Source organism: Phascolarctobacterium sp. ET69, from assembly GCF_023336935.1.
Classification (GTDB): Bacteria; Bacillota; Negativicutes; order Acidaminococcales; family Acidaminococcaceae; genus Fusicatenibacter_A; species Fusicatenibacter_A intestinipullorum.
In genome coordinates this window covers 54,658-79,777 of sequence record NZ_JAMBLR010000003.1, presented here as the reverse complement: position 1 = coordinate 79,777, position 25,120 = coordinate 54,658, and the positions used below count along the sequence as shown (strand labels likewise).

Annotated in this window: 29 protein-coding genes and 1 other annotated feature (1 of these 30 cut by a window edge); of the genes, 16 read left to right on the top strand and 13 right to left on the bottom strand. The window is 48.3% G+C overall.

Features of this window, described 5'->3' with window-relative positions; all coding sequences use genetic code 11:
- Positions 1-12, bottom strand: a binding site (T-box leader); it reaches 182 nt to the left of the window's first position.
- A gap of 193 nt (positions 13-205) precedes the next feature.
- The gene (locus tag M3079_RS05615) at positions 206-781 is read left to right on the top strand and encodes a xanthine phosphoribosyltransferase (protein ID WP_249077825.1); all 576 of its coding nucleotides are present in this window, start codon (positions 206-208) and stop codon (positions 779-781) included.
- 47 nt (positions 782-828) lie between these two features.
- Here M3079_RS05615 and M3079_RS05610 read toward each other — a convergent pair whose 3' ends face one another.
- The 4 genes from M3079_RS05610 to M3079_RS05595 all read right to left on the bottom strand — a co-directional run bounded on the left by M3079_RS05610 (position 829) and on the right by M3079_RS05595 (position 3,875).
- Entirely contained in the window at positions 829-1,299 is a 471-nt protein-coding gene (locus tag M3079_RS05610) for a LysR family transcriptional regulator (RefSeq protein WP_249077824.1), read from the bottom strand.
- 254 nt (positions 1,300-1,553) lie between these two features.
- Positions 1,554-2,018, bottom strand: a complete 465-nt coding sequence (locus tag M3079_RS05605) for a flavodoxin (protein WP_249077822.1) — start codon at positions 2,016-2,018, stop codon at positions 1,554-1,556.
- A 42-nt stretch (positions 2,019-2,060) separates the two neighbouring features.
- Positions 2,061-3,245: an MFS transporter gene (locus tag M3079_RS05600; RefSeq protein ID WP_249077820.1), complete on the bottom strand. Its 1,185-nt coding sequence runs from the start codon at positions 3,243-3,245 to the stop codon at positions 2,061-2,063.
- An 81-nt stretch (positions 3,246-3,326) separates the two neighbouring features.
- On the bottom strand, positions 3,327-3,875 hold the full coding sequence (locus M3079_RS05595; RefSeq protein WP_249077818.1) for a cupin domain-containing protein: 549 nt from the start codon (positions 3,873-3,875) through the stop codon (positions 3,327-3,329).
- A gap of 109 nt (positions 3,876-3,984) precedes the next feature.
- On the opposite strand from M3079_RS05595, the gene M3079_RS05590 reads away from it, so the two are divergent.
- Positions 3,985-4,569 (top strand): LysE family transporter, encoded by a 585-nt coding sequence (locus tag M3079_RS05590; protein ID WP_249077815.1) that lies wholly within the window; start codon positions 3,985-3,987, stop codon positions 4,567-4,569.
- Positions 4,570-4,612: 43 nt separating this feature from the next.
- Here the strand turns inward: M3079_RS05590 and M3079_RS05585 are convergent, their stop codons facing one another.
- Both M3079_RS05585 and M3079_RS05580 read right to left on the bottom strand, forming a co-directional pair.
- Positions 4,613-5,794 carry a PLP-dependent aminotransferase family protein gene (locus M3079_RS05585; protein ID WP_249077813.1) on the bottom strand — a complete coding sequence of 394 codons (1,182 nt, stop codon included), beginning with the start codon at positions 5,792-5,794 and terminating at the stop codon, positions 4,613-4,615.
- A 236-nt stretch (positions 5,795-6,030) separates the two neighbouring features.
- Positions 6,031-7,125 carry a metallophosphoesterase gene (locus M3079_RS05580; protein WP_249077811.1) on the bottom strand — a complete coding sequence of 365 codons (1,095 nt, stop codon included), beginning with the start codon at positions 7,123-7,125 and terminating at the stop codon, positions 6,031-6,033.
- A 158-nt stretch (positions 7,126-7,283) separates the two neighbouring features.
- Between M3079_RS05580 and M3079_RS05575 the strand changes: the two genes are divergently transcribed.
- The 6 genes from M3079_RS05575 to M3079_RS05550 all read left to right on the top strand — a co-directional run bounded on the left by M3079_RS05575 (position 7,284) and on the right by M3079_RS05550 (position 12,267).
- Entirely contained in the window at positions 7,284-8,558 is a 1,275-nt protein-coding gene (locus tag M3079_RS05575) for a metallophosphoesterase family protein (protein ID WP_249077810.1), read from the top strand.
- A gap of 142 nt (positions 8,559-8,700) precedes the next feature.
- Positions 8,701-9,084 (top strand): MerR family transcriptional regulator, encoded by a 384-nt coding sequence (locus M3079_RS05570; RefSeq protein ID WP_249077807.1) that lies wholly within the window; start codon positions 8,701-8,703, stop codon positions 9,082-9,084.
- 15 nt (positions 9,085-9,099) lie between these two features.
- Positions 9,100-10,002 carry a LysR family transcriptional regulator gene (locus tag M3079_RS05565; RefSeq protein WP_249077805.1) on the top strand — a complete coding sequence of 301 codons (903 nt, stop codon included), beginning with the start codon at positions 9,100-9,102 and terminating at the stop codon, positions 10,000-10,002.
- A gap of 208 nt (positions 10,003-10,210) precedes the next feature.
- A complete protein-coding gene (locus M3079_RS05560) occupies positions 10,211-10,381 on the top strand; it encodes a hypothetical protein (RefSeq protein WP_249077803.1) in 171 nt (56 codons plus the stop codon).
- Between the two features lie 19 nt (positions 10,382-10,400).
- Entirely contained in the window at positions 10,401-11,402 is a 1,002-nt protein-coding gene (locus tag M3079_RS05555; protein ID WP_249077801.1) for an aldo/keto reductase, read from the top strand.
- 16 nt (positions 11,403-11,418) lie between these two features.
- Positions 11,419-12,267, top strand: coding sequence for an aldo/keto reductase (locus M3079_RS05550; protein WP_249077798.1), 849 nt, complete (start codon positions 11,419-11,421; stop codon positions 12,265-12,267).
- Positions 12,268-12,385: 118 nt separating this feature from the next.
- Here M3079_RS05550 and M3079_RS05545 read toward each other — a convergent pair whose 3' ends face one another.
- Positions 12,386-14,986: a heavy metal translocating P-type ATPase gene (locus tag M3079_RS05545; RefSeq protein ID WP_249077797.1), complete on the bottom strand. Its 2,601-nt coding sequence runs from the start codon at positions 14,984-14,986 to the stop codon at positions 12,386-12,388.
- A 134-nt stretch (positions 14,987-15,120) separates the two neighbouring features.
- On the opposite strand from M3079_RS05545, the gene M3079_RS05540 reads away from it, so the two are divergent.
- The gene (locus tag M3079_RS05540; protein ID WP_021715577.1) at positions 15,121-15,498 is read left to right on the top strand and encodes a helix-turn-helix domain-containing protein; all 378 of its coding nucleotides are present in this window, start codon (positions 15,121-15,123) and stop codon (positions 15,496-15,498) included.
- 107 nt (positions 15,499-15,605) lie between these two features.
- Here the strand turns inward: M3079_RS05540 and M3079_RS05535 are convergent, their stop codons facing one another.
- Positions 15,606-16,574 (bottom strand): AraC family transcriptional regulator, encoded by a 969-nt coding sequence (locus M3079_RS05535; RefSeq protein ID WP_249077795.1) that lies wholly within the window; start codon positions 16,572-16,574, stop codon positions 15,606-15,608.
- Between the two features lie 163 nt (positions 16,575-16,737).
- On the opposite strand from M3079_RS05535, the gene M3079_RS05530 reads away from it, so the two are divergent.
- From M3079_RS05530 to M3079_RS05515, 4 genes are all read left to right on the top strand, one after another.
- Complete coding sequence (locus M3079_RS05530) at positions 16,738-16,956, top strand: cation transporter (RefSeq protein ID WP_249077793.1); 219 nt, start codon at positions 16,738-16,740, stop codon at positions 16,954-16,956.
- An 11-nt stretch (positions 16,957-16,967) separates the two neighbouring features.
- On the top strand, positions 16,968-17,753 hold the full coding sequence (locus tag M3079_RS05525) for an MBL fold metallo-hydrolase (protein WP_249077792.1): 786 nt from the start codon (positions 16,968-16,970) through the stop codon (positions 17,751-17,753).
- An 80-nt stretch (positions 17,754-17,833) separates the two neighbouring features.
- Positions 17,834-19,768, top strand: a complete 1,935-nt coding sequence (locus tag M3079_RS05520; RefSeq protein WP_249077789.1) for a heavy metal translocating P-type ATPase — start codon at positions 17,834-17,836, stop codon at positions 19,766-19,768.
- 18 nt (positions 19,769-19,786) lie between these two features.
- Positions 19,787-20,104 carry a metalloregulator ArsR/SmtB family transcription factor gene (locus M3079_RS05515; protein WP_249077788.1) on the top strand — a complete coding sequence of 106 codons (318 nt, stop codon included), beginning with the start codon at positions 19,787-19,789 and terminating at the stop codon, positions 20,102-20,104.
- A 75-nt stretch (positions 20,105-20,179) separates the two neighbouring features.
- On the opposite strand, the gene M3079_RS05510 is transcribed toward M3079_RS05515, so the two are convergent.
- The 3 genes from M3079_RS05510 to M3079_RS05500 all read right to left on the bottom strand — a co-directional run bounded on the left by M3079_RS05510 (position 20,180) and on the right by M3079_RS05500 (position 21,940).
- Positions 20,180-21,205, bottom strand: coding sequence for a DUF362 domain-containing protein (locus tag M3079_RS05510; RefSeq protein WP_249077785.1), 1,026 nt, complete (start codon positions 21,203-21,205; stop codon positions 20,180-20,182).
- 80 nt (positions 21,206-21,285) lie between these two features.
- The gene (locus M3079_RS05505) at positions 21,286-21,678 is read right to left on the bottom strand and encodes a MerR family transcriptional regulator (protein ID WP_249077784.1); all 393 of its coding nucleotides are present in this window, start codon (positions 21,676-21,678) and stop codon (positions 21,286-21,288) included.
- A gap of 13 nt (positions 21,679-21,691) precedes the next feature.
- Complete coding sequence (locus tag M3079_RS05500) at positions 21,692-21,940, bottom strand: hypothetical protein (protein ID WP_249077783.1); 249 nt, start codon at positions 21,938-21,940, stop codon at positions 21,692-21,694.
- Positions 21,941-22,247: 307 nt separating this feature from the next.
- Here M3079_RS05500 and M3079_RS05495 point away from each other — a divergent pair, with 307 nt between their 5' ends.
- Genes M3079_RS05495 through M3079_RS05485 form a run of 3 tightly spaced genes read left to right on the top strand, consistent with a single transcriptional unit; the run spans position 22,248 to position 23,949 of the window.
- The gene (locus tag M3079_RS05495) at positions 22,248-23,087 is read left to right on the top strand and encodes a 4Fe-4S binding protein (RefSeq protein WP_249077782.1); all 840 of its coding nucleotides are present in this window, start codon (positions 22,248-22,250) and stop codon (positions 23,085-23,087) included.
- Positions 23,084-23,326 carry a hypothetical protein gene (locus tag M3079_RS05490; protein ID WP_249077781.1) on the top strand — a complete coding sequence of 81 codons (243 nt, stop codon included), beginning with the start codon at positions 23,084-23,086 and terminating at the stop codon, positions 23,324-23,326. The genes M3079_RS05495 and M3079_RS05490 overlap by 4 nt, the downstream gene beginning before the upstream one ends.
- Positions 23,327-23,352: 26 nt before the next feature.
- A complete protein-coding gene (locus M3079_RS05485; protein WP_249077780.1) occupies positions 23,353-23,949 on the top strand; it encodes a flavodoxin in 597 nt (198 codons plus the stop codon).
- A gap of 85 nt (positions 23,950-24,034) precedes the next feature.
- On the opposite strand, the gene tatC is transcribed toward M3079_RS05485, so the two are convergent.
- Positions 24,035-24,772: a twin-arginine translocase subunit TatC gene (tatC, locus tag M3079_RS05480; protein ID WP_249077779.1), complete on the bottom strand. Its 738-nt coding sequence runs from the start codon at positions 24,770-24,772 to the stop codon at positions 24,035-24,037.
- Positions 24,769-25,008 carry a twin-arginine translocase TatA/TatE family subunit gene (gene tatA, locus M3079_RS05475; RefSeq protein WP_249077778.1) on the bottom strand — a complete coding sequence of 80 codons (240 nt, stop codon included), beginning with the start codon at positions 25,006-25,008 and terminating at the stop codon, positions 24,769-24,771. Before tatA ends, tatC begins: the two co-directional genes overlap by 4 nt.
- Between the last annotated feature and the right edge of the window lie 112 nt (positions 25,009-25,120).

The window sequence follows — 25,120 nt, the reverse complement described above, 5'->3', positions numbered from 1 at the left end:
CTTCGCCTTTAATCATTACATAATTGCTGCTATGTTTTTGTTGCCTTTACATTATCTCAACATTTTTTTGTAATGTCAAGCCTTTTTGTATTACTTTTTAAGAAGATAACAAATTTTGTACTTTATTTAACAAAATACTGGACTAAATGCCAAAAATAGCATATTCTATTATTTAACAAATAAACGGAAAAGCAGGGGTGGCAGCATGAAACTGTTGAAAGACAAAATTATGAGCGAAGGCATTGTGCTTAATGATGCCATACTTAAAGTAGATTCCTTTTTAAACCATCAGATTGACCCGGAACTGATGGTAGCTATCGGCAAAGAATTTGCGGAAAGATTTAAAGAATGCAAAATCGACAAAGTTTTCACCATTGAATCTTCCGGCATTGCCTGCGCATTAACAACCGCACTGTGCCTGCATGTGCCGGTAGTTTTTGCCCGCAAGCAAAAATCGGAACTTATGAGCAGCCCGGCCTACACCACCAAAGTTTACAGCTTCACCAAAAAAGTTACCAGCGATGTAAGCGTCCTCAAAAAATTTCTGCACGAAGGCGAAACCGTGCTTATTGTTGACGACTTTCTGGCAAACGGCGAAGCGGCGCTCGGCCTTGCCGATATTGCCCATCAGGCAGGCTGCAAAGTTGCAGGCATCGGCATTGTAATCGAAAAATCCTTCCAGCCGGGCCATCAGCGCATTGTTGACGCCGGTTACCATCTGGAATCGCTGGCGCGCATAAAAGCCTTTAAAGACGGCAAAGTTGTATTTGAAGAAGATTGACTGATACGCCTTTTTAACGCACTGTACTGTTTTGTACGGTGCGTTTTTTATTCTGCTTTCCGTATATTTTTTATGTACTCCAAAAACTTCGCCGCCGCTCCCGAAAGGGAATGAAAGCGCTTCCACGCCAATACCGCCGTAAGCTCAAGGCACGGGTTCAGCGGTTTAAAAACCATTTTGCTGTCCTCAAACAAATCAACGGCGCCTTCAATGGTCAGCCCGCAGGCTACGCCGCTGTTGATAAACATTGCCGCATGCGTCATCATATTTACCGTTGCCAGTACGTTTAATTTATTAATATCGGCGCCCAGCCAGTTGGATATTTCCTTTTGCACATAAAGGCGCGCGGGCGTTATTAAAGGCACGCTCAACAAATCGGCGCAGGTAACGCTTTCCTGTTCCAGCTGCTTCATCTGCCTGCTTAAAGTAGGCTGCGTAATGTGCAGCACTTCCGAGGCTCTTGTAATATTTTCCTCGCGTGCTACCGTTAAAAAATATTGCAGTGTACGCAGTTCCATTTTCATCACCTCTGCCGTGCAGTTTATACTTTAATTTTAGCACAGCGCAGCTGCCGCGCGCCAGCATTAAACAAGCCGCGCAGGCGAATGATTTATTATTTTTGCTTATATAATAAAAAACTTCCGCAGGCATTACCTGCGGAAGCCGTTATTTTTACAGTTTATTTAACAACCAGAACCGGAACTTTAGCGTTGCGCACAACGTAGCCGTATACGCTTTCCCTGATTTTTGACATACCCTGCGTTTTTCAGCCTTAATCAAGCCCCAGCCAGTTTTTAATTTTGGCGTCTGTCAAATCTTTGGTGGCGTCAAAACATTCTTTAACATCTGCCCCGGGGCAGATGGAGCGGATATCGCGCGTGCTGTTTTTAGGGCCGCTGCCGCCGTGCGTACAGAATGGATAAACAGTTTTGCCTGTAAAATCATAGCTTTCCATAAAGGTTTTAATCAGCTGCGGGCAGGTAAACCACCAGATTGGAAAACCTACAAGCACAACATTATAATCTTCAAAGCCCTGCACCTTATCATTAAGCGCCGGTTTTTCGTTTTTAAGCTGTTCCCATTTGGCAACGGCAACCGTGGCAACATAACTTGCCGGGTACTCTTTAGTAGGAACTATTTCGTGCAGCGCGCCGCCTGCTGCTTTGGCAATTTTCTGCGCTGCGGCTTTGGTGTGCCCTGTTTTGGAATAATATGCCACTAAAATTTTATCAGCCATTTTTCTCTCCTCCGTCCGTAAAAACCTCTACCCTAAGGCAGTTTATGCTTCATAATAATAGCTGCGCTTTGCGGTAAGCAGCACCAAAATAAACATTACGCCAGTAAAAACAGCGTATCCTGCGGTAAGTTCCAGCAGCGAAAAATACTGGGCAATGCGGCTTACCAGAAGGTTGGGCAGTGCCGCGCCGCCATAGGCAACAACGTAAATTAAAGATAATACGCCCGCCCTTTCCTGCAGGCTTGTGCCTTCCACAATTCCGGCCATGCTGACGGTAAAAGCAGCGCCGTCCGCAATGCCGGCCATTACGTTAAACGCCAGAAACAGGCTTAGCGAATGGCTGTAAATGGCATATACCACGCCCGCAACGGCTATAAAAAAGGCCAGCATGGAAAAACGCTGCAGCAAAAATTTATCGCGCCCGCGCGAAAGCGCCGCACCAAGCGCAACCGGCGCAATGAACGATACAAAGGTAAGCGAGGCAACAAAAGTGCTTTGCACCCCCAGCTCCTGTATGCCGATAGCAGCGCTGTACGACTGGTAAAAACCGCCTACCGCCCAGGTACCTGCAAAGGCACATGCCGCTGCAGGCAAAAGTTTTTTTACGCGCGGCGTAATTTTAAGCTGGGGCACAAGGCTGCGCCACGCTCCGCTCTGCTTTTTGGTAATTGTTTCCGTACTTGCAAAAACAAGTGCGCCGCAGCCAACAAGCAGCACGGCAACAATTACAAACACCATGCCAATCGCATCGCTGAACATATTGAACACGCCGCTGCCCATAGCGCCAAGCGGCAGGCCTATATTCGGCGCACTGCCGATAATAACCGCAGCAAGGCCCTTATAGCGGCGCGGCTCATTATCAATAATAAACGCCGCCACCGTGCTGGAGGCCAGCCCGCAGCTTAGCCCCTGCATAAAGCGCGCCGCCAGCATGCGCCATTCGCCGGTTACGTTGCCGAACAAAAAGCAGCCCGCCAACCCAAACGCCAGCGTTAAATAAATTGCGCGCTTGCGCCCCCAGTAGTTGGTTAAACGCGGCAAAAACAAAAGCGCAATAACCGTACCGGCAAAATATGCCACAGTTGCCAGCGAAAGCACGCCTTTATCAAGCCCAAGCGTTTCGGCATAAGTATGGTAAAACGGTATCGGCGCGCCGCCCGCCATAAAAACAGCCCCCAAAGTAAGCGAGGCGGCAGTAAACCCTAATAATTGCTTTTTTGCTTTCAAACAACAATCATCCTTTTAAATTTTTTTATATTATAAACCTTTGAGCCTGCTATAAGTCAAGCCGTGCTTTGGCACGGACAGTTATTTATTGTAATAAATCAGCATATGCAGCTCAGCATCCGTGCTGCCGGTATTGGCATAGGCATGCGGCACATTAGCCATAAAACGGATAGAATCGCCTGTGTTAAGGTTATAAGTTTTATCCCCCGCCGTAATGGCAACGGAACCTTCAAAAACGGTTATAAATTCTTCCGCGCCTTTTAAATGCGGCTGCGCACTTAAACTGCCCTGCGGCTTAATGACAATACGGTAAGTTTCAAACTGTTTTGCTTCATCAAAAGCAAAAGCCGGATAGTTTAAATAACGCCCGCCGTCCTCCAACAGCGGCTCAGCCGCACGCAAAACGGAAACTGTTTCCTGCGGCGGCTCCTCTATTATGGAAGTAAACGAAACCTTGTAACCATTGGCAATTTTCCACAAAACAGAAATCGTTGGGTTTACATCACCCTTTTCAATCTGCGCAAGCATACTGCGCGATACGCCGGTAATTTCTGATGCTGCATCAAGTGTCAACTTTCTTTTTTCACGCAGTTTTTTTACATTCTGCGCAATAATCTTATTAACATCCATAACAAGGCTCCTCTTGACAATATAACAAACCAAAAGTACAATATAAAAGAAATATATTATATTGTACTTTTTTCTTTTATATTATCATAAGCGCAAAGGAGCGTCAATTATGTTCAACTGGTTTGCATTTTTAACCTACGCTGTTATAACAGCAGCAACGCCGGGGCCTAATAATATTATGTCCATGATCAACGGCGGCAGGCTGGGTTTTAAGGGAGCGCTGCCCTTTAATTTTGGCATACTGGCAGGCTTTGCTGCGGTAATGCTTATCTGCACCGCTTTTTGCAGCACCCTTACAGAACTTATACCTGCGGTTAAAACGCCGATGCTTATTGCCGGTGCTGCCTATATGCTTCATCTGGCACGGGCAACTTATAAAAGCGACGGCGTTATTACAGAAGACCACTCGCGCAGCGGCTTTTATTCCGGCCTTATTTTGCAGTTTATCAACCCTAAAATTTACATTTACTGCATTATGTCCATGCAGGCCTACATTCTGCCGTTTTACACGGGCGAGCCTTGTAAACTAACCTTGTTTGCGCTGCTGCTTGCCTTTATCGGTTTTGTATTTACGCTGTGCTGGTCGGCGTTTGGTTCGGCATTCCGCCTTTTGTTCAGCCGCCATACCAAAAGCGTCAACACCATTATGGCGCTGCTTTTGGTTTACTGCGCCGCATCACTGTTCGGATATTAAAAAATCCCTCCGCCTTAGGGCAGAGGGATAATTTTTTATGCAGTTATTTCATGCATTCTTTAATGGCTTTAGCCATACGTTTAACGCCTTCAACAATTCTGTCTTCGGTCATGTTGGAGTAGTTTACGCGCATGCTGCGGTCGGTTTTGTCATTCGGATAGAAGGCATCGCCGATAACGGCAGCAACTTTCATTTCAATGCATTTATGGAATACTTCTTTGGCGCTTACACCTTCCGGAACGGTTACCCACAGGAACAGGCCGCCTTCAGGACGAGTCCATTCAACGCCTTCGGGGAATTCTTCTTCCATTGTTTTCAGGATAAGGTCGCGGCGTTTTTTGTACAGCGCTTTAATTTCTTCAACGTGTTTGTCAAGGTCGTAGTTTTCAATGTAAGCGTCGGCAACGCCCTGGTCGAAGTTGGAAGTATGCAGGTCGGCGCTTTGTTTGATTTTAACAAATTCTTCCAGTACGGAATGTTCTGCGGCAACCCAGCCTAAGCGCAGGCCCGGGCAGAAGATTTTGGAGAAAGTGCCGAGGAACATAACAAGGCCTTTGGTATCCATGGATTTAAGGGAAGGAAGAATTTCGCCTTCGTAGCGGAGTTCGCCGTACGGATTGTCTTCCAGTACCGGCAGGTTATATTTGTTGACAACTTCCATAAATTTATGGCGGCGTTCAAGGCTCCAGGTGCGGCCGGTCGGGTTCTGGAAATCAGGAATTACATAAATGAATTTGCAGTTCGGGGTAGTGGCAAGAATTTTATCCAGTTCTTCCGGAATCAGGCCGCCGTCATCGGTCGGAACTTCTACAAATTTAGGCTCGTAAGCATTGAAAGCGTTCAATGCGCCGAGATAGGACGGGCTTTCGCACAGAACAACATCGCCGGGGTCAAGGAACAGTTTGCCTGCAAAATCAAGGCACTGCTGGCTGCCGGTGGTAATAAGAATGTCGTCCGGGTCAACTTCGGTATGGTATTTATCTTTCATGCGTTTGGCAATTTTAGCGCGCAGGGTCGGGCGGCCTTCGGTAGTTGCGTATTGCAGCAGCTGACGGCCTTCTTTTTCTACCAGGTCATGGGAAACTTTGGCAATTTCTTCAACCGGGAACAGTTCCGGTGCGGGCAGGCCGCCTGCAAAAGAGATAATATCCGGCTGTGCGGTAAGTTTTAAGAGTTCACGGATTTCGGATGCCTGCATCCTTTCCATACGTTTGGCAAATTTCATTTTTCTTTCCCTCCAAATACTTTTTAAAATCAGTACAATGCAAATTATGGTGTACTTTTATAATTATAAATTGTAGCACTTTAGCGTTTTACAGGCAAGTATTTTGTTATTTTTGTAAGGATTTTGTGTACAAAACGCAATTTTAAATATACATTGTTAAAAAAATTACAGTTTAACGGTTTGCTTAACATGTTTCTTACAAAGAAAAACACCGCCCGTTTGAGCGGTGCTGAATTTTAGCCTGCTTTTTTAACGTTGATAACAACAATTTCGGGGTATGGGCCCATGCGCACCGGCGGACCCCAGAAGCCGTTGCCGTTGCTTACTATTGCCGCCATGCCGTCAACATAGGTCATGCCGTAGTCAAGCAGGTACATGCTTTGGGTAATATAGCGGAACGGCCATACCTGCCCGGCATGGGTATGCCCGGAAACGCTCAAGTCATATCCTGCCTTGGCGGCTTCAAACAAGCGCCGCGGCTGATGGTCGATTAAAACGCTGAAATAATCAGCATTGCCTTCTGCCAGGCGTTCCAGAGCTTCCGTACCGCGGTCGCGGCTGTAATCTCGCAGGCCGGTAAGTTTTATGCCCTGCGGCAGCACGGCGCTTTCATTTTCCAGCAGCGTAATGCCGTTTGACCCTAAAATCCTGCGTATTTCCTTCATTTCGCCGTCAAGGTAATCATGGTTGCCGTAAACGGCATAAGTTCCCAGCGGCGCATCAAATTTCAATGCTTCCAGCGAACCGTTATCCAGCACATAGCTGAGCTTTTCGTCAACAATATCGCCGCCTATCAAAACCAGATCCGGCTTTTGGGTGTTTATGCGCTGCACAACGTCCTGCGCTGCGCCAAGTGCATTAATATGCCCAAGGTGCAAATCCGTTACCAGCACTATTTTGGTATCGCCTTCAATATTTTTAGTGGCAGCCACCGTTTCCGTACGCACTATGGGGTTCATGGCTTTATAAATGCCAAAAATAATGGAAGCACTTATAACAACAAGCCCAATCACGGCCAGCGGTGTGCTGAAACGGTAATGCACGCCGAAAATTTTGGCCGGTATAATTAAAACGCCGTTTAAAAGCATCAGCAAAAGGCTGTAAAAACCGAACAGAATCCATACATTGCCAATCCACGCCAGTGCGCGTGCAAGAGGCTCCGGGTGAACGATATAGCCGCTGTGGCTTACAAGGTAGCTTGCAGTGCAGCCAACTACGGCAAGCGGCCACAGCCATGACGTAAGCCCCGGAATAAGAGTGCGGTAGTAAAACCATACGGCAATGCCCATGGCGGCCAGATACGAATACATAACAATCATAAAAAGGTTCATCGGCATTCTCCTTTATTGTTCGTTTTATATAATATATACTTTGGAGTGCACTTTAAGTCAAGTAAAAAATTTTTGAAAACCGCTTGACTTGAAGTTCACTATAACTGATATATTAATATTAGCCACAAAATTACGCTGTTTTAAAAGGAGTAATGCCTATGAAAAAATATCTTAAATACATTATTGTACTGGCGGTATTTTTGGCTGCGGGCTGCGCCGTATATACGGCACCTGCAACCGGACAGTCCGAAAATTACGCCGACGCGGATAAAATAAGCTTTCTGCGCCAGCTGATTACCGCCGACGCTTCAACAAGCCGCACCATTATGTGGCAGGCTGATGAAAAGCTTGAAAACCCGGCGGCCGAATATAAAAACGCCGCAGGGCAAATAACAGCCGTGCCTGCTTCCATGCAGGAGCTTAACACCGGCAGCGGCACCCTTTATGTTTACACCTCCGCGCTGACAGGGCTTGAACCCGGAAGTGCCTACGAATACCGCGCAGGCTACGAAGGCAGCCGCACCGGCTGGCACAAACTTCCGTCCGCTCAGCCGGACAGCTTTAAAGCGCTGATATTTCCCGATTCGCAGTCATCCGATTACAGCGGCTGGCGCAAGCTGGCACAAACTGCCTACAGCAAAAATGAAGACGCCGCCTTTTTTATCAACATGGGCGATTTGGTTGACAACGGCTACGATTTTTCGCAGTGGCGCGCCTGGTTTAATTCTGTTGCGCCAATGATTGAAAACATTCCGTTTGCGCCGGTAATGGGCAACCACGAAACCTACAATATGGACTGGCAGATTGCCCCGCCGACGCCGTATTTAACGCTGTTTAACCTGCCGGAAAACGGCACCGATGCCAATAAAAACCAGTATTACAGCTTTGACTACGGCGATGTGCATTTTGTTGTGCTGAACACGCAGACCGACGAAATGGCTGACTTTAACCCCGATTTAATGCAGCAGCAATTAAGCTGGCTGCGCAGCGACCTTGCCGGCACGCAAAGCAAATGGAAAATTGTGCTGATGCATAAAGACATTCTGCGTTATGCCTTTACCGACCGCCCCAACAACTTTGACCCGGCAAGCATTCAGTTTACACCCTGGGCGCAGCAGCTGATGCCCGTTTTTGAAGAATATAATGTAGACGCCGTGCTTACGGCGCACCTGCATACCTACCGCCGCCGCGTGCCTTTAAAAGCCTTTAAGCCCGATAACACCGGCATAACCTATATTTTAACCGGCGTTGCCGGAAGCGTGCGCTACGCCAACCTGTGGCAGCGCAACACGGCGGACGCAGCCCTTGCGCCGCAGCCCGAGGACGCCAACTACATAACGCTCAGCAAAACTCCGCAAACATTAACCTTTAAAGCATTTTTGCCGGACGGAACCGAATTTGATACCGTAACCATCACCAAAGAGGGGGAATAATTTATGAAGGTTTTACTGCAATGCGCAGCAGCCCTTGCCGTTATTTACACCATTATCAACATCAGCGGGCGCGTAGCCGTATGCAGCGCCTATAAAATCCTGTCCGCTTAAAGCGCGGCTAATTTACACGAGGTGACCAGACATGAACATTGCAGAAGTAAGCAAAAAATTCGGCCTTACGGCCGACACGCTGCGCTATTACGAGCGCATTGGCCTGCTGCCGGCCATAGCGCGCAACAAAAGCGGCAACCGCGATTACAGCAGCATTGACTGCGAGCGCATAGAATTTATTAAATGTATGCGTGAAGCAGGGCTTTCCATTGAAGTGCTGACCCGTTACATGCACCTGTTTTTAGAGGGCGACAGCACCTTAAAAGAACGCGAAGAACTTTTAATTGCAGAACGCGACAGGCTGGAAAACCGTTTGCAGCACATGCAGGAAACGCTGAGCCGCCTGAACCATAAAATTGAACTTTACGAACAGGGCGCATTCCGCAGCAACAACATGGGCTGCGAGTGCATTTAAAAGAAGTGATTTATTTTGTACAACCCTCAGCTTAAAACATTTATTACCGTTGCCGAAAGCGGCAGCTTTGCCAAAGCCGCCGAGAAGCTTTATATTTCGCCTACCGCGGTTATCAAGCAAATCAATATTCTTGAAAGCAACCTTGATATAAAGCTGTTTAACCGCACGCACCGCGGCCTTACCCTTACGGCGGCTGGCAAATCGCTTTACAGCGACGCCAAATACATTATCCGTTATTCGCACGAATCGCTGGAACGCGCCAAAAACGCCATGCAGAAAGAAAACGGCATTATACGCATCGGCACTTCACCTATGACGCCGGCGCAGATTCTGGTGCAGCTGTGGCCCAAAATCCACGCCATGTGCCCCGAAATACATTTTAAGCTGGTTCCGTTTGACAACACGCCGCAAAACGCACGCGAAATACTGCTGAACCTGGGGCAGAACATTGACATGGTTGCCGGTATTTTCGACGCCACGCTGCTCAATTACCGCCAGTGCGCCGGGCTGGAGCTGTGCCGTGAACCGCTGTGCTGCGCCGCAGGCATTAACCATCCGCTGGCGCAGAAAGACAAACTTAGCGTAAGCGATTTGTACGGGCAAAACCTGATGCTGATTACGCGCGGGCAGATTGGCGAAGCCGACGCGCTGCGCGACTGGCTGACGGTAAAACACCCGCAGGTAAATATTATTGATTTTGATTTTTACAACACCGAGGTTTTTAACAGCTGCGAAAACGGCAACAACCTTTTAATGGCAGTGCCAACCTGGCGCGACGTGCATCCGCTGCTGAAAATAATTCCGGTGGACTGGGATTTTACCATGCCCTTCGGGCTTCTGCATTCGCCGCAGCCTGCGCCGCACGTGCAGAAATGCATTAATGCCATTACCAGAATTTACAAGGAAAACCGGGCATAACCATAGGGTTTAAGCTCACTGACAAACAGGGACTTCTTATGAAGCCCCTGTTTTTTTATAATATTGATAAAGGAGGGCTGGCAATGCCGCCGCGTTCTGGCAGTGGCAGATAGATAAACAAAAAAGCAATTGATTATGGAGGTTTTATTATGGTTTTAAAAATGCAGCTTAAAACTTGCAGCAATATAGCACAAAGCCCTGATGGTTTATGATGACAAAACTGATTGCCTTTGCCAAAAAATGGACGCTGCCGCTTGCCATCTGGGTGGCTTACACCTACCTTTCGCCGGTAATTTCCATTGCCCCAAGCAGCTACATACTTTTTCAGAATATCGTCAACTCATGGCAGCTGTGGCAAAGAGAAACCGGACGCCTGTAAAAAATAAGGAGAACAGACTATGCAATACAGAACTTTAGGAAAAGACTTAACCGTCAGCGCCGTTGGCCTTGGCTGCATGGGCATGAGCCATGCTTACGGCGCTCCCGCGGATAAAAAAGAAATGACGGAGCTTTTAGCCCGTGCCGTTGATATGGGCTGCACCTTTTTTGACACCGCAGAACTGTACGGCACGCCGGAAAACCCGCACGACAACGAAGAACTGCTGGGGCCTGCCTTAAAGCCTTACCGTGATAAAATTGTACTCGCCACCAAGTTTGGCATTACCTTCGACTGGAATGACCCAGACGTAAACAAACCGGTTATTCCCGATTCACGCCCCGAAAGCATCCGCAAAGCCGTTGAAGGTTCGCTGAAACGCCTGCAGACCGACCATATCGACCTTTACTACCAGCACCGTCAGGACCCCTCCGTTTCTGTGGAGGAAGTGGCAGGCGTAATGAGCAGGCTTATCGAAGAAGGCAAAATCACCCACTGGGGCCTTTCCGAAGTAACGGAAGACACCATCCGCCGCGCGCATAAAATCTGCCCGGTAACGGCCATTCAAAACCGTTATTCCATGATGTTCCGCAATTACGAAGTTCTTTTTGGCGTGCTGGAGGAATTAAACATCGGCCTTGTGGCTTTCAGCCCGCTGGCTAACGGCTTTTTAACCGCCAGATACACGGCCGAAAGCAAATTTGACCCCCAAGAAGACTACCGCAGCGCCATGCCGCAGTTTAAAAAAGAGGCCTTTGCGCAGAACGGAAACCTGCTGGCACTGCTTGAAGAAACCGCCAAAGCCAAAAACGCCGCGCCGGGGCAAATTTCACTGGCGTGGATGCTTAATAAAAAGCCTTACATTGTACCAATTCCCGGCACGCGCAAATTAAACCGCCTTGCCGAAAACCTCGGCGCCGCAGATATTGTGCTGACCGCCGGAGAAGTTGCCGCCATTGACGAAGCACTGGACAATATGACAATGAGCAATGTGTTTGGCGGCACCCGCGTTATAAAACGTTAAAACAGGAGGAAGAACCATGGAATATGCAACTTTAAGCAACGGAATTAAAATGCCCATGTTGGGCTACGGCGTTTACCAGATACCGGAAGCAGATACCGAACGCTGCGTGTTGGATGCCATCAGCTGCGGCTACCGCTCCATTGATACCGCGCAGGCTTACCACAACGAAGAAGGCGTCGGCAATGCGATTGAAAAATCCGGCGTGCCGCGCGAAGAACTTTTTATTACCACCAAAATCTGGATTGCTAATGCCGGTTACGAAAAAGCCAAAGCCTCCATTGCCGAATCGCTGCACAAACTTAAAACAGGCTACATTGACCTGCTCTTAATTCACCAGCCGTTCAGCGATTATTACGGCACCTGGCGCGCCATGGAAGAAGCCTATAAAAACGGGCAGCTGCGCGCTATCGGCGTTGCCAATTTTTACCCCGACAGGCTGATTGACCTGTGCCAGTTTGCCGAAATTGCTCCGATGGTAAACCAGGTTGAAACCCATGTGTTCCAGCAGCAGCAAACCGCCCACGCCATTATGCAGAAATACGGCGTAACACACCAATCGTGGGGCCCGTTTGCCGAAGGGCGCAACGGCTTTTTTACCAACGGCGTTTTAAATGAAGTTGCCGCAAAATACAATAAATCGGCAGCACAGGTTGCCCTGCGCTTTTTAATTCAGTGCGGCGTGGTTGTTATACCCAAATCCGTACACAAAGACCGCATGGTACAGAACTTTGATATTTTCGATTTTAAACTTTCCGATGACGATATGGCAAAAATCCGTGCGCTCGATACCGGCAGGAGCCTGTTCTTCTCTCATTATGACCCTGCCACGGTTGAATTTTTAACAAACATGGGCAAGCACGCTTAAACGGCAAAGTTTAAGCTGCCATAACTTAAACCACCATAAAACAGCATAAAAAAACAGCGCCGGAACACACCGCCCGGCACTGCTTCTTTGCAGCCCTTCCGCACCGAAGGGCTGTTTTTTATAAAGTTTTAACGCCTTTTACTTCGTAGCCTGCATCAACAACGGCTTTGGTCAGCACGTCATCGGCAACATCCGCCGCCAGCGTAACGGCGGCGTTTTTGTTTTCAAGCGAAACTTCAACGGCTTCCACGCCTTCAATGCCGCTTAAGGCTTTGTTTACGTGTGCTACGCAGTGCTGGCACATCATGCCTTCAATATCAAGTACTTTTTTCATGGTATCAACCCTTTCTTTTTTGTTGGTGTTTAATATATCTACTGCCTCAACCCTGCATTCGTGCACAGCAGCGCCGGGCATATCCGCGCCGGTATCTGCCGCATACACCGGGTTAAAGAACCTTAACCGCAGGGCATTGGTTACAACAAAAACGGAACTGAAGCTCATGGCCAGCGCGCCCAGCATGGGGCTGAGCTTAATGCCGAGCCACGGATAGAACACGCCCGCCGCCACAGGAATACAGATGGCATTGTAAAACAGCGCCCAGAACAGGTTCTGCTTAATGTTGCGTATTACCGCGTGCCCAAGCTGAACAGCACCGGCAACATCCAGCAGGTCATTTTTCATCAGCACCAAATCTGCCGATTCAATGGCTATATCCGTACCGGCGCCAATGGCAATGCCCACATCGGCACGCGCCAGTGCAGGTGCGTCGTTAATGCCGTCGCCAACCATGGCAACTTTTTTGCCCTGCTGCTGCAAACGGCGTATTTCCGTTTCCTTATCCTGCGGCAAAACTTCTGCCACCACGCGGTCAGCGCCTACTTCTTTCTGTATGGCCTGCGCCGTGCGCGCGTTGTCGCCGGTAAGCATTACTACCTCCAGCCCCATGCGCTTCATTTCTTCTATGGCCGCACGGCTTGTCGGTTTTACCCTGTCTGCCAGGGCAATAATGCCGAGCAATATGCCGTCACGGGCAAAAAACAGCGGTGTTTTGCCTTCGGCCGCCAGTTTTTCTTCCAGCATTTTTACGTTATCATCATAAAGCCCGGCTTCTTCCAGCATTCTGCGGTTGCCGCCAAAACAGTGTCTGCCTTCCATTACGCCTTTAATGCCGCGCCCGGCCTGCTGCGCAAAACCTGTTACCGGCACAAGCTGCACGTTTTTTTCTTCCGCATATTTTACAATCGCCTGCGCCAGCGGGTGTTCGGAATATTTTTCCAACGACGCCGCCGTTTTAACAAGCTGCGCTTCACCGGCGCTTTTGCTGTATAAAACATCCGTCACTCCGGGCTCGCCCTGCGTTATGGTACCGGTTTTATCAAGCACTATGGTGTTAACTTCGTGCACCGTTTCCAACGCTTCCGCCGATTTAATCAAAACGCCGCTGGCCGCTCCGCGCCCGGTGCCTACCATAATTGCCGTAGGCGTTGCCAGCCCCAGCGCGCACGGGCACGATATTACAAGCACTGCAATAGCGTTGGAGAGTGCAAACTCAAAGCTTTCACCAAGCAAAAGCCATACTGCCGCCGTTACAAGCGCAATGCCGATAACGGCAGGCACAAACACGCCGCTTACCTTGTCCGCCATTTTGGCAATGGGCGGTTTGGAACTTGTAGCGTCATCCACAAGCCGCACAATCTGTGCCAGCGTGGTATCTTCGCCAACCCTGTCGGCACGCATTTTAAAAAAGCCCGATTTTACAACCGTTGCCCCGGTAACCTTGCTGCCGGGTTCCTTCTCCACAGGAATGCTCTCGCCGGTAATTGCCGATTCGTCAACCGCTGCATGCCCTTCGGTTAAAACGCCGTCCACAGGCACGCTCATGCCGCTGCGCACCACAAGAATATCGCCTTTTTCAACTTCTTCAACGGGCACCTCCAGCTCTGCGCCGTCGCGCTCAACAACGGCTGTTTTCGGCGCCAAATCCATCAGCTTGGTAATCGCATCGCTCGTTCTTCCTTTGGCACGCGCTTCCAGAAACTTGCCGAAGGTAATCAGCGTTAAAATCATACCGGCGGATTCAAAATACAAGTCCATCGAGAACCGGTGTACCAGAGCCAAATCGCCGTGCCCAAAGCCGTAAGCAATTTTATAAAGCGCGTACACGCCGTAAACAAGCGAAGCCGACGCGCCAATGGCAATAAGGGAATCCATATTCGGCGAAGCCGCAAAAAGAGTTTTAAAACCGACGCGGAAAAACTTAAAATTAATAAACACTACCGGAATAACCAGCAATAAAAGCGTCAGCGAAAAAATCATGGCGTTTTCCACGCCGAGGAAAATCTCCGGCAGCGGCCAGCCCATCATATGCCCCATGGAAATATACGAAAGCGGCACGGCAAACACCAGTGAAAGTTTCAGGCGTTTTTTCACCGCCTCATATTCCTGCCGCGCAATATCGTTTGCCGAGGCCTGCATTGATTTAGAGGCTTTGCCCTGCTGCGCAGCTTCTTTCAGCGACGCGCCGTACCCGGCTTCCGTAACGGCACCGATTATTTTCTGCGTATCGAGTGCCGTTTCATCATATTCAACCACCATGCTGTTTTTTAATAAATTAACGGCTATTTTATCCACGCCAGGCAGTCTGCCAACAGCTTTTTCCACACGGGCACTGCAGGCGGCACAGGTCATGCCGGTAACGTTAAACTGTTCCTTTTTCATAGCTTTGCTCCTTATATAACACTACATTGACGCTCTTTTTTATTCCTGTTATTATTATATTAAGACAATATCTTTTAATCAAGAATGCACTATTTGGTGATATAGTACCTAAAAAGATACTTAGGAGCATAATTATGGAAAAAAACATTAACGTAAACTGCCCCGTTGCCGCCACTCTGCACCTTATCGGCGGCAAATACAAAGCGCTTCTGCTTTGGCATTTATCGGGGCGCGTGCTGCGCTTTAACCAGCTGCGCCAGCTTGTGCCGGAGGCAACACCCAAAATGCTTACGCAGCAGCTGCGCGAACTGGAACAGGACGGGCTTATTAACCGCAAGGTTTACCCCGTTGTGCCGCCCAAAGTGGAATATTCCCTTACAGCACTGGGCGAAAGCCTCTTTCCCATTCTTAAAGCCATGTACGAGTGGGGCAGCGGTTTAATGCAGAGCCAGGGAAAATGCCCTTCATGCAGCATGACGGCGCAGCCCGGCACCTGCCACTGCAAGGATTAAAGCAAAACTCAAATACCGTAGCAAAACGCCAAAAACTAAAAGCAGGCATTCTGTCCGTTTAAACGGATAGTTTGCCTGCTTGATATTTATGTAAAAACATTGTCAAATTACTTTTTACCATAACGCATACGGTATTCTAACGGCGCAAGCTGCATTACCTGCTTAAACGCCGCCGCAAATTTGCTTTGGCTGCCGTAACCGGCTGCCGCTGCAATTTCTGCCACACTGCTGCTGCCTGCAACCAAAAGTGCCGCCGCTTTCCTCATGCGGTATTCCTTCATATACTGTGCCATCGGTTTGCCGTACACCATTTTAAATACTTTTTTCAAAACAGAAGCATTAATGGAATGTTCGCGGGCAAGCTGTTCAATGGTATAATGCTCCTGCCAGCTGCCGGTTATTTTGGCGTGAATCTTTTTTATAATTTCCATATAACGTTCCTCGCAGCTTTCGGCCGTTTTAAGATGCGGAACACCGTACATAACCAAAAATAAAAGCATTTCCTGCGCTTTCAATTTAAAATACGCCTGCCGGTATTCACTTTTTACACGCAGCAAAAGCGCAAACATATCTGCAATTTCCGCAGCACCCGGCCAAACCGTAACTTCGCCGCCGCGGCAAAACTTTTCTGCCCATTCAGGCAAATCTACATCCGAAAGGTTTAGCGTTTCAGCAAAGGGCTGCGCAGCCATATTTAAATCCACAAATAGTGCAATACCGCTGTAATGCCCCAAAGGCAAGGTTATGCCCGATACGGTGCAGCAGTCCATCATATGGAACGATACATCACCCTGGCCAAGATAAATGCTTCTGCCGCCCTGCATCACCCAGCCCATACGCCCGTTCAGGCAGTAATTAACCTGCATAACGCCGCTGACGGCAGGATGATAAAAATTCATGGTACTGCCGTTTAATTCGGTTACTGCCAGCTTAAGCCCCGGCAGTACATTATAAAGCAGTATCTGCCCGCTGCCGTTTTCATTTTCAAACAGGTATTTTTCAGCGCTGCTGCTTTTGCCGCCAAACTTCCAAAACGGCAGTTTTTCCATCATACCGTTATCTTTTATATAATTCATCACCAACACCGCCTTTTAGCCCCAAAAAGATTTTTTCCTGTCCCAAACGGAACAATCTGCCTGTAAAAGCCTTGCAGCTGACAGGCGTTTATTTATAATAAATACATGAGCAGTTGCTCAAATATAAAATTATAAACAATATAAATTTAAGGAGTGTTCCGCTATGAAAAAATCTGTTAAACTTATTGACCTTGACTGCGCTAACTGCGCCGCAAAAATTGAAGATGCCGTTAAAAAAATCGACGGCGTAACCAATGCCAGCGTTAGCTTTATGGCACAAAAAATGACACTGGAAGCACCGGATGACAAATTTGCACAGGTGCTTGACGAAGCCGTTAAGCTCATCAACAAAATCGAGCCCGACGTTACTGTTAAAGCGTAAGGAGTTATACTATGAATTTTCAGCAGATTAGAAACGCAACGGCAATTATTACTTACGCAGGCAGCAGATTTTTGATTGACCCGCTGTTTGCGCCCAAAGATTATTTTGACCCCATCCCCGAATGCTTTACACCCGATAAACGCTGGCCGCTTGTTGAGCTGCCAATGCCTGAAGATGAAATAACCAGAAACCTTAATGCTGTTATTGTAACACATTCGCATATCGATCACATAGATGAATTTGCAGCCAAAACCCTGCCAAAAGCCATAAAAATTTTTGTTCAGGACGAATATGACAAAAACTTTATGCGTAAATTTGGCTTTACGGATGTGGAAATTTTAAAAGAAACAGGCACTGTTTTTAACGGCATAACACTTTATAAAACCGGATGTATCCACGGCAAACCGGATACAACAATGCCTTATTATAAAAAATTCGGTTTCCGTCCCGACGCTATGGGCGTTGTATTTAAAGCCGCCGGTGAAAAAACCGTTTATCTTGCAGGCGATACCATTTGGTGTGATTTTGTAAAAAATGCCGTTGATAAATTTGCCCCGGAAATTATTATCGTCAACGCCGCGGCGGCACAGCTTATACACAGCGGACCGATTATTATGGGTACGGAAGATATTGCCGCACTGCGCAGCTATGCCCCCAATGCCGCAGTAATTGCCACCCATATGGATGCCGTTGGGCACGCAACCTTAAGCCGTGACGGCCTGCGTGCATTTATCACCGACAATAAACTTAACAAAGATTTTTATATTCCGGCAGACGGTGAAACGCTGGAGTTATAACATTTATTTAAATACATTAGTCAGGCTGCAATAAAACAAAAGTGCATTTTATTGCAGTCTTTTTGTAAGGAGATTTTAATATGACCAAAAAACAGAAAAAGCTTTTGCAGCGCATTACCGCCGCCGCAATTTTATTTGCCGCCGGTATGCTGCTGTCGCTGTTTGCAGAAACATCTGACTATATTATATTCGCTTTGTTTGGCATAAGCTACATTATTATCGGCTGGGATATTATCTGGAAAGCCTTTTGCAATATCCGTCAGGGCGAAGCGTTTGACGAGAACTTTTTAATGACCGTTGCCACTGCCGGTGCTTTTATACTTGGCGAATATTCCGAAGGCGTTGCCGTTATGCTGTTTTACCAAATTGGCGAATGGTTCCAGAGCTACGCCGTTTCGCGCTCACGCCAGTCTATTACCGCGCTGATGGATATCCGCCCGGACTACGCTAACGTAGAACGCGACGGCGAACTGGTGCAGGTTGACCCCGACGAAGTTGCTGTCGGCGAAATTATTACCGTTAAACCGGGCGAGCGCGTGCCTATCGACGGCAAAATCATCAGCGGGCGCAGCGCGCTTGATACCTCAGCCCTTACTGGCGAATCGCTGCCGCGCGAGGTTGAGGAAGGCATGGAGGTCATCAGCGGCTGCATTAACCAGACCGGCATTTTAAAAATTAAAACCACCAAAGAATTCGGAGAATCCACCGTCGCTAAAATTTTGGATTTGGTGGAAAACAGCAGCGAGAAAAAAGCGCGCAGCGAAAACTTTATCACCCGCTTTGCCAAGTTTTACACACCAATTGTTGTTTTTGCGGCGCTGCTGCTGGCTACCATTCCGCCCTATGTTTTAAACGAGCCGTTTTCCGGCTGGATTTACCGCGCGCTGACCTTTCTCGTTATCAGCTGCCCGTGTGCGCTGGTTATCTCCATTCCGCTCAGCTTCTTCGGCGGCATTGGCGGCGCTTCCAAATGCGGCGTGCTGGTTAAGGGCAGCAATTATTTAGAAGCGCTTGCCGATACCGAAACCGTTGTTTTTGATAAAACCGGCACCTTAACCAAAGGCTCCTTTGCCGTTACTTCCATTAAGCCGGTTGGCATGACTAAAGCAGAGCTGCTGGAACTTGCCGCTTATGCGGAGGATTATTCCAACCATCCCATTTCCCTTTCCATTAAGCGCGCTTACGGCAAGGATATTAAGCACGGCATGATTAAAAATATAGAAGAAATTGCCGGTCACGGCGTGCGCGCCATTATAGGCGGGCAAACCGTACTGTGCGGCAACGGTAAACTTATGCAGCGCGAAAAAATTAACTACACGCCCTGCACCGAAGCAGGCACGGTTATTTACGCCGCCGTTGACGGTAAATTTGCCGGTTATATTTTAATCGAGGACGAAGTAAAAGCCGACGCTGCCGCCGCCATTAAAATGCTTAAAACCTGCGGTGTGCGTGAAACCGTAATGCTGACGGGCGACAGCGACGCAGTAGGGCAGAAAATTGCCAAACGCCTGGGGCTGGACCGCGCCTTTACGCAGCTTTTGCCTGCGGATAAGGTTGAACATGTTGAACGCCTGCTGGAAGCGCTGCATAAGCGCAGCAACCGCGGCAAGCTTGCCTTTGTGGGCGACGGCATTAACGACGCGCCGGTACTGGCACGCGCCGACGTCGGCATCGCCATGGGCGCGCTGGGCAGCGACGCCGCCATTGAAGCTGCGGACATCGTACTGATGACGGACGAACCCTCCAAAATTGCCGCCGCCATCAAAATTGCCCGCAAAACTCTGGGCATTGTGCGCCAGAATATTATCTTCGCAATCGGCATTAAAATTGCCGTACTGGCACTGGGCGCGCTGGGTTACGCTTCCATGTGGGCAGCTGTTTTTGCTGATGTCGGCGTATCCGTCATTGCCATTTTAAACGCCGTGCGCGCGCTTAACGTAAATAAATACAAAAAGGAACAGGCACGCGCAGCAGCTGTAAAAAGCAGCATCACCCCTGCGGCAGAAGCAGCTTAATATTTATGACGCACAATTATGTATGAACCGATTTTACAAGAAGATTTTGCTGTTTTAAATGCTTCCGAACTTTGCAAAATACTTGGTGACTATAACCGTATGCGTCTGCTTTTGCTGTTATCGGACGCACAGGAACGTACTATAAGTGAAATTACCGTAAAACTGCAATCTTCTCAATCACTAGTTTCACATCAGGTACGCTTGCTGAAAGAAGTACATATTTTAACCACCAGAAAAACCGGAAAATATGTCTACTGCAAAATTGCCGACCATTTTATTTCAGTTATTTTACAATTATTGCTGCTTTACACACAAAAACACTTCTCCAAATGTTAAAAGCAATACCCCAAAAGCATTATGCCTTTGGGGTATTTTTATCTTTAAACTATGATGTTATAAACCGCTGTTCAATCAGTCAATGCTGATAAGTTCATACTGCGGATTGCCCATTTTCAGTTCGCGCATGGCAACAAGCTGATGCAGCCCATGGCGGCTTTCAATGCGCTCAACCAAATCGTGGCGGTCTTTTTCCGGCTGGGCGTAAACAAGGTCAATGCTGGCCTGGTCAATCGCCAGAAGGTCAGTAGATGCCAGAATGCCGATATCCGGAATGGTAGGCTCTGCTGCTGCAACGCCCGCGCAGTCGCAGTCTACGGACATGCGGCGCATTACGTTAAGGAACACAATGTGCTTGCCAAAATAATCAATGGTTGCTTTGGCGGATTCAGCCATGTTTTCCATCAGCATTTCTTTGGCAGGCCATGCGTTCCAGTCCTCCGGCAGCGGCTGGCCGTAAACGCCGTGTACCATTGCTTTGCCTATTTTGCCGTCGGCACAGCCAATGGCAATGTTCTTCATGCTGCCGCCGTAGCCGCCCATGGCGTGGCCTTTAAAATGGGTTAATACAATCATGGAATCGTAATTAACGATATGCCCGCCCATGGAAATTTCTTTAAAGTGCTTGCCCCCGCGTACCGGCAGCATAACGGTGCCTTCTTCGTCCATAATATCAACCGGGCAGAAATCCCAGCCGTTAAGGGCAATGGTAGCGCGGTGCTTTTCGGTAGTATCGCGCCCGCCTTCGTACAGGGCGTTGGTTTCAACTATATTGCTGTTGGGCACATGTGCCTGAAAAGCCTTTACCATTTCGCGCGGCAGAATGTTCGGGCCGTGCGGTTCGCCGGTATGCAGTTTAATTGCAACCTTACCGTAAATGCCTTCGTTAATCATATCATAAAGTTTAATAAGAGTATCAGCGTTGATGTTTTTGCTGAAATATACTTTGGCACGGCTGCCTGCGCCGCCGTTTGCGGAAACCTTTACGCTTCCTTCGCCTGCTGCAAACACATTTCTTACCCCCTCAAGATTATACGCCGCAACACCGACAGCGGCAGTTCCGGCTGCTTTTAAAAAGTCGCGTCTTGTCATTTTTTCCATTTTGCATTCGCTCCTTTAGCCATAATTTTGCTGTCAGTTATATCCTACTACTTTAAGTTCAGTCCATGTCAAGCAAAATTTCAAGCGCTTGTAAAAGCCCCTACAAGGCTGTCGGTACGCGGGCGCAAAACCGTGTCATAGCTCATCAGCTGATAATCAGCCAGGCGTGCCATGTTCTGCAAAGCCTCAATTTTTTGCAGCAGCACATCACGCGCCTGCGCCAGTATTTTTTTGCGCTGCTGGCAGGTCTGTTCGCCCAGCTTGGCAAGGTTTATATAATCGGCAATGGCCTCCAGCGACATGCCCGCGCCTTTTAAAGTCTGAATGAAAGCAACCCACTCCACAAAATTTTCGTCATAATTGCGCACGCCGCCGCTGGTGCGCGGTACGGCGGGTATAATGCCCATGCGCTCGTAATATCTTAATGTGTCTGCCGATACGCCGGTTCTTGCGGCAATCTCTTTAATAGTCATTTTCAGCCCCTCCTTACAATGTTCCCTGACGGATTTTATAAATAATATAGTCTATCAAATCCAGCGATTTTTGTTTGCTGTGTATTTCTTCCAGAAGGTCCAGGCGGTGCCTGCGCAGAATTTTTATCGGCCCGGCCGAGCCGCCCTCTGCCAGCAGCTTTAAAAAGCGGCTGATGCTGAAGGCATCAAGCCCGGTGCTGCTTAACGATGCAGCCAGTGCCTCCGTGCGCTGCTCATCTATATTAACCGGTTTTTTATTCATTATCATCACCCGCCTGCCTGCATTAGTTTTTTGTTGCTTTAATTATAAAACTCACCTTAAAGCTGCGTCCAATACTTGTATTTCATGATTTACCATGCCTGATAAACATAATTTATCTGCCGCTGCGCTGCAAAAAAATTCATCAGCCATGCAAAATGCTTTTTAAGCATGAACCAATCTCAAAGATAAGCATTGGAATTTTTGCCTTTGCCTACATTATAATAAAAGCACCGGGAGCATTATGCCGGTGCTTTTGCTATTGACTTAAAGCATACTTCAACTGTTAAACTAAAGGCAGGGAAAAATTATGCAGAACAACAGCAAACCTTCACACCTTTCTTTTACGGCTCAGCGGGCAGCGGGCTATTTACTGGGCTTTGCCCTTTTATACGCCCCGTTTGAACTGTACCGCCGCTTTTTGGAAAACGTTTTAAACATACAGCCGGCGTTTTTGCCGCACGCTTTCTGCCCGCGCATACCCACGGCAGAAATTTTTACCGGCGGATTTTTCGAGCTCAACAATTTAATGCTGGTATCAACTTTGCTTTTCTGGCTGCTGTGCCTGCTGTTCGGCCCGTTTTTCTGCGGCAGGCTGTGCGTGGCTGGTTATTTTGCCGAAAGCCTCGGCCATCTGGTGCCGGAACGCTGGCAGATTGAATGGGAAAAATACGTGCCGGTGCCTTATATCCGCTTCGGCATGCTGCTTGGCTATATGCTGCTGCCGCTGTGGTACGGCTTTTACCCCTGCGCCTACTGCAACTTTTATCTGTTCGACAGCCTTGTAAGCGTCCTTTTCGGCGCGGCCATTTCGTTTACCGTGCCGCTTGCCGCAACAGGCTTTTTATATCTGGTGCTGTTTGGGCTGTTTACCAAAGGCGGGCGCGGCTACTGCCGCTTTATGTGCCCGCAGGGAGCAATGCAGAGCCTGTTTTTCATCATCGGCAGCAAACTGGGAATAGCCTTCAAAATACAGATTAACCGCGAAAAATGCGTAAAATGCCGCCTTTGCGTTAAAAAATGCCCCATGCGCGCCATGAACCTTAAAAACGGCAGCATTAAAAATGACGTAAGCCTGTGCATAAAATGCGGCGTATGCCGGCATAACTGCCCCGTAAAAGCCATTACAACAGGAGGCGGCAGATTATGAAAAAGAATGCTTTAACAACGCCAAAAGATAAACTTTTAAATTTAGCCGTTGGTGCCGGTATACCGTTTGGAACCGCTGCAAGCGGCGCTGCCGGAGGCTGCACGGGTATCTGCGGCAGCTGCGGCGGCACATGCCTTGGCGGCTTCGCGCTGGCAGCCTGGCTCTGCGGCAGCGTGTATTTCAAGCGCCGCCGTAAAAGTTTAACCGCTGACGGAAAACCATACTCCGTTCAGCCTTAAATAAAAAATTCAAAGGAGAGATGAATATGAAAAAATTTCTTTGTGCTTTGATGATGGCCGTACTTGCTTTGGGCATAACCGCCTGCGGCGGAGCAGCGGAACAATCCGCACCAGCACCCGCCGCCAAAACGGAAACGGCGGCACCGGCAGCTGACGGCGGCAAAAAAATCCTCGTAGCCTACTTCAGCCATACCGGCAACACCGAAAAAGTAGCACAGCTTATTCAGAGCAAAACCGGCGCCGATATTTTCAAAATCGAAACCGCTACACCGTATTCTTCCGTTTACCGCGAAGTAACTGAAGTGGCCAAACAGGAAAAAGCCGATAACGCCCGCCCTGCACTGAAAAACAAGGTTGAAAACATGGCTCAGTATGACGTTGTTTTTGTAGGTTACCCCATCTGGTGGTACACCGCTCCTATGGCAGTAGCAACCTTTGCCGATGGCTATGACTTCAGCGGCAAAACCGTTATCACCTTCTGCACCAGCGGCGGCAGCCCCATCAGCGACAGCACGCCGGACATTAACAAATGGTTTAAAGGCGCAAATGTTATTGAAGGCATCCGCGCTTACCCGGACGATACCGCAGCTACCGAAAAATGGCTGGCAGGCCTGAACCTGTAACCCCCTATAAAAAGTTAAACCTGCACTTTTAACGGTGCATAAAAAAATCTTCTTCCAAACAAGGAAGAAGATTTTTTATTTTATATTATTTGCGCAGCACAAGTTTAATAAATACCCTGCTGCCTTCATATAACAAAATCATCGGCACTGCCAGAAGCGTCTGCGTCACAACGTCAGGGGTAGGCGTAATTACAGCCGCCAGAATAAACGAGGCCACAACCATATAGCGCCGCCCGCGTTTAAGCACGGCAGAACTTACCACACCCATCTGCGCCAGCACAATAAGCACCATGGGCAGGTTAAAAATAAAACCGAAAGGCACAACCAGCATTAAAAAGAAATCAAGATAGCTTTCTATTGAAAGCATTGGGGCAATGTTGCCGCCGGCAAAGGTTGTAAAAAAGTGCAGCCCCTGCGGAAATACAAAAAAGTATGCAAAAGCAATGCCCGCCCAGAACAAAAGTACCGACGAAGGCACAAACAGCATCAGCGCCGAGCGCTCCCTGCCGGTTAGGGCCGGCACCAGAAACGCCCACAGTTCATAAAACAAAACCGGGGCCGCAAGCAGCACGCCGCAGGCAAGCGCTATTTTTATGTAAATAAAAAACGCTTCCGCCGGGCGCATATAATACAAATTGGTGGCAGGCGCCGTCAGCACTGCCACAATTTCATCAATATAAAAGCTGCTTACCAGCGTACCGGCAGCAAGCGCCGCCAGGCTGTGCAGAATTCTGCGCCGCAGTTCGCCCAGATGTTCCGTTAAGGTCATTGCCTCATCATTGTTATCTAACGGACGGCCATTATCCATAGCTTGCGCCGTCACTTTTTGGCTTCCGCCTGTACAGTTTCCGCACCGGCAGACGCAGTGTCTTTGGTTTCCGCGGTTTCGGCAATTTCACCTGCTTTTTTTATTTCTGTTTCCGTGCTGTTTACAGCCTGCTTAAATTCCTTCATGCTTTTGCCAAGGGCAGAACCGATTTCCGGCAGTTTACCGGGACCAAAAAAGATAAGCCCTATAACCAAAATAAGCAAAAGTTCGGGTAAGCCTAAACCAAACATAATAATTCCTCCTTGCAGCCGCTTTATTATAAGTTTTATGCTTTGCTACATATATAGTAACACTTGCAGCTAACTCTAAGTCAAGCCTTATTTAAAATTTAATCTCGGGCTA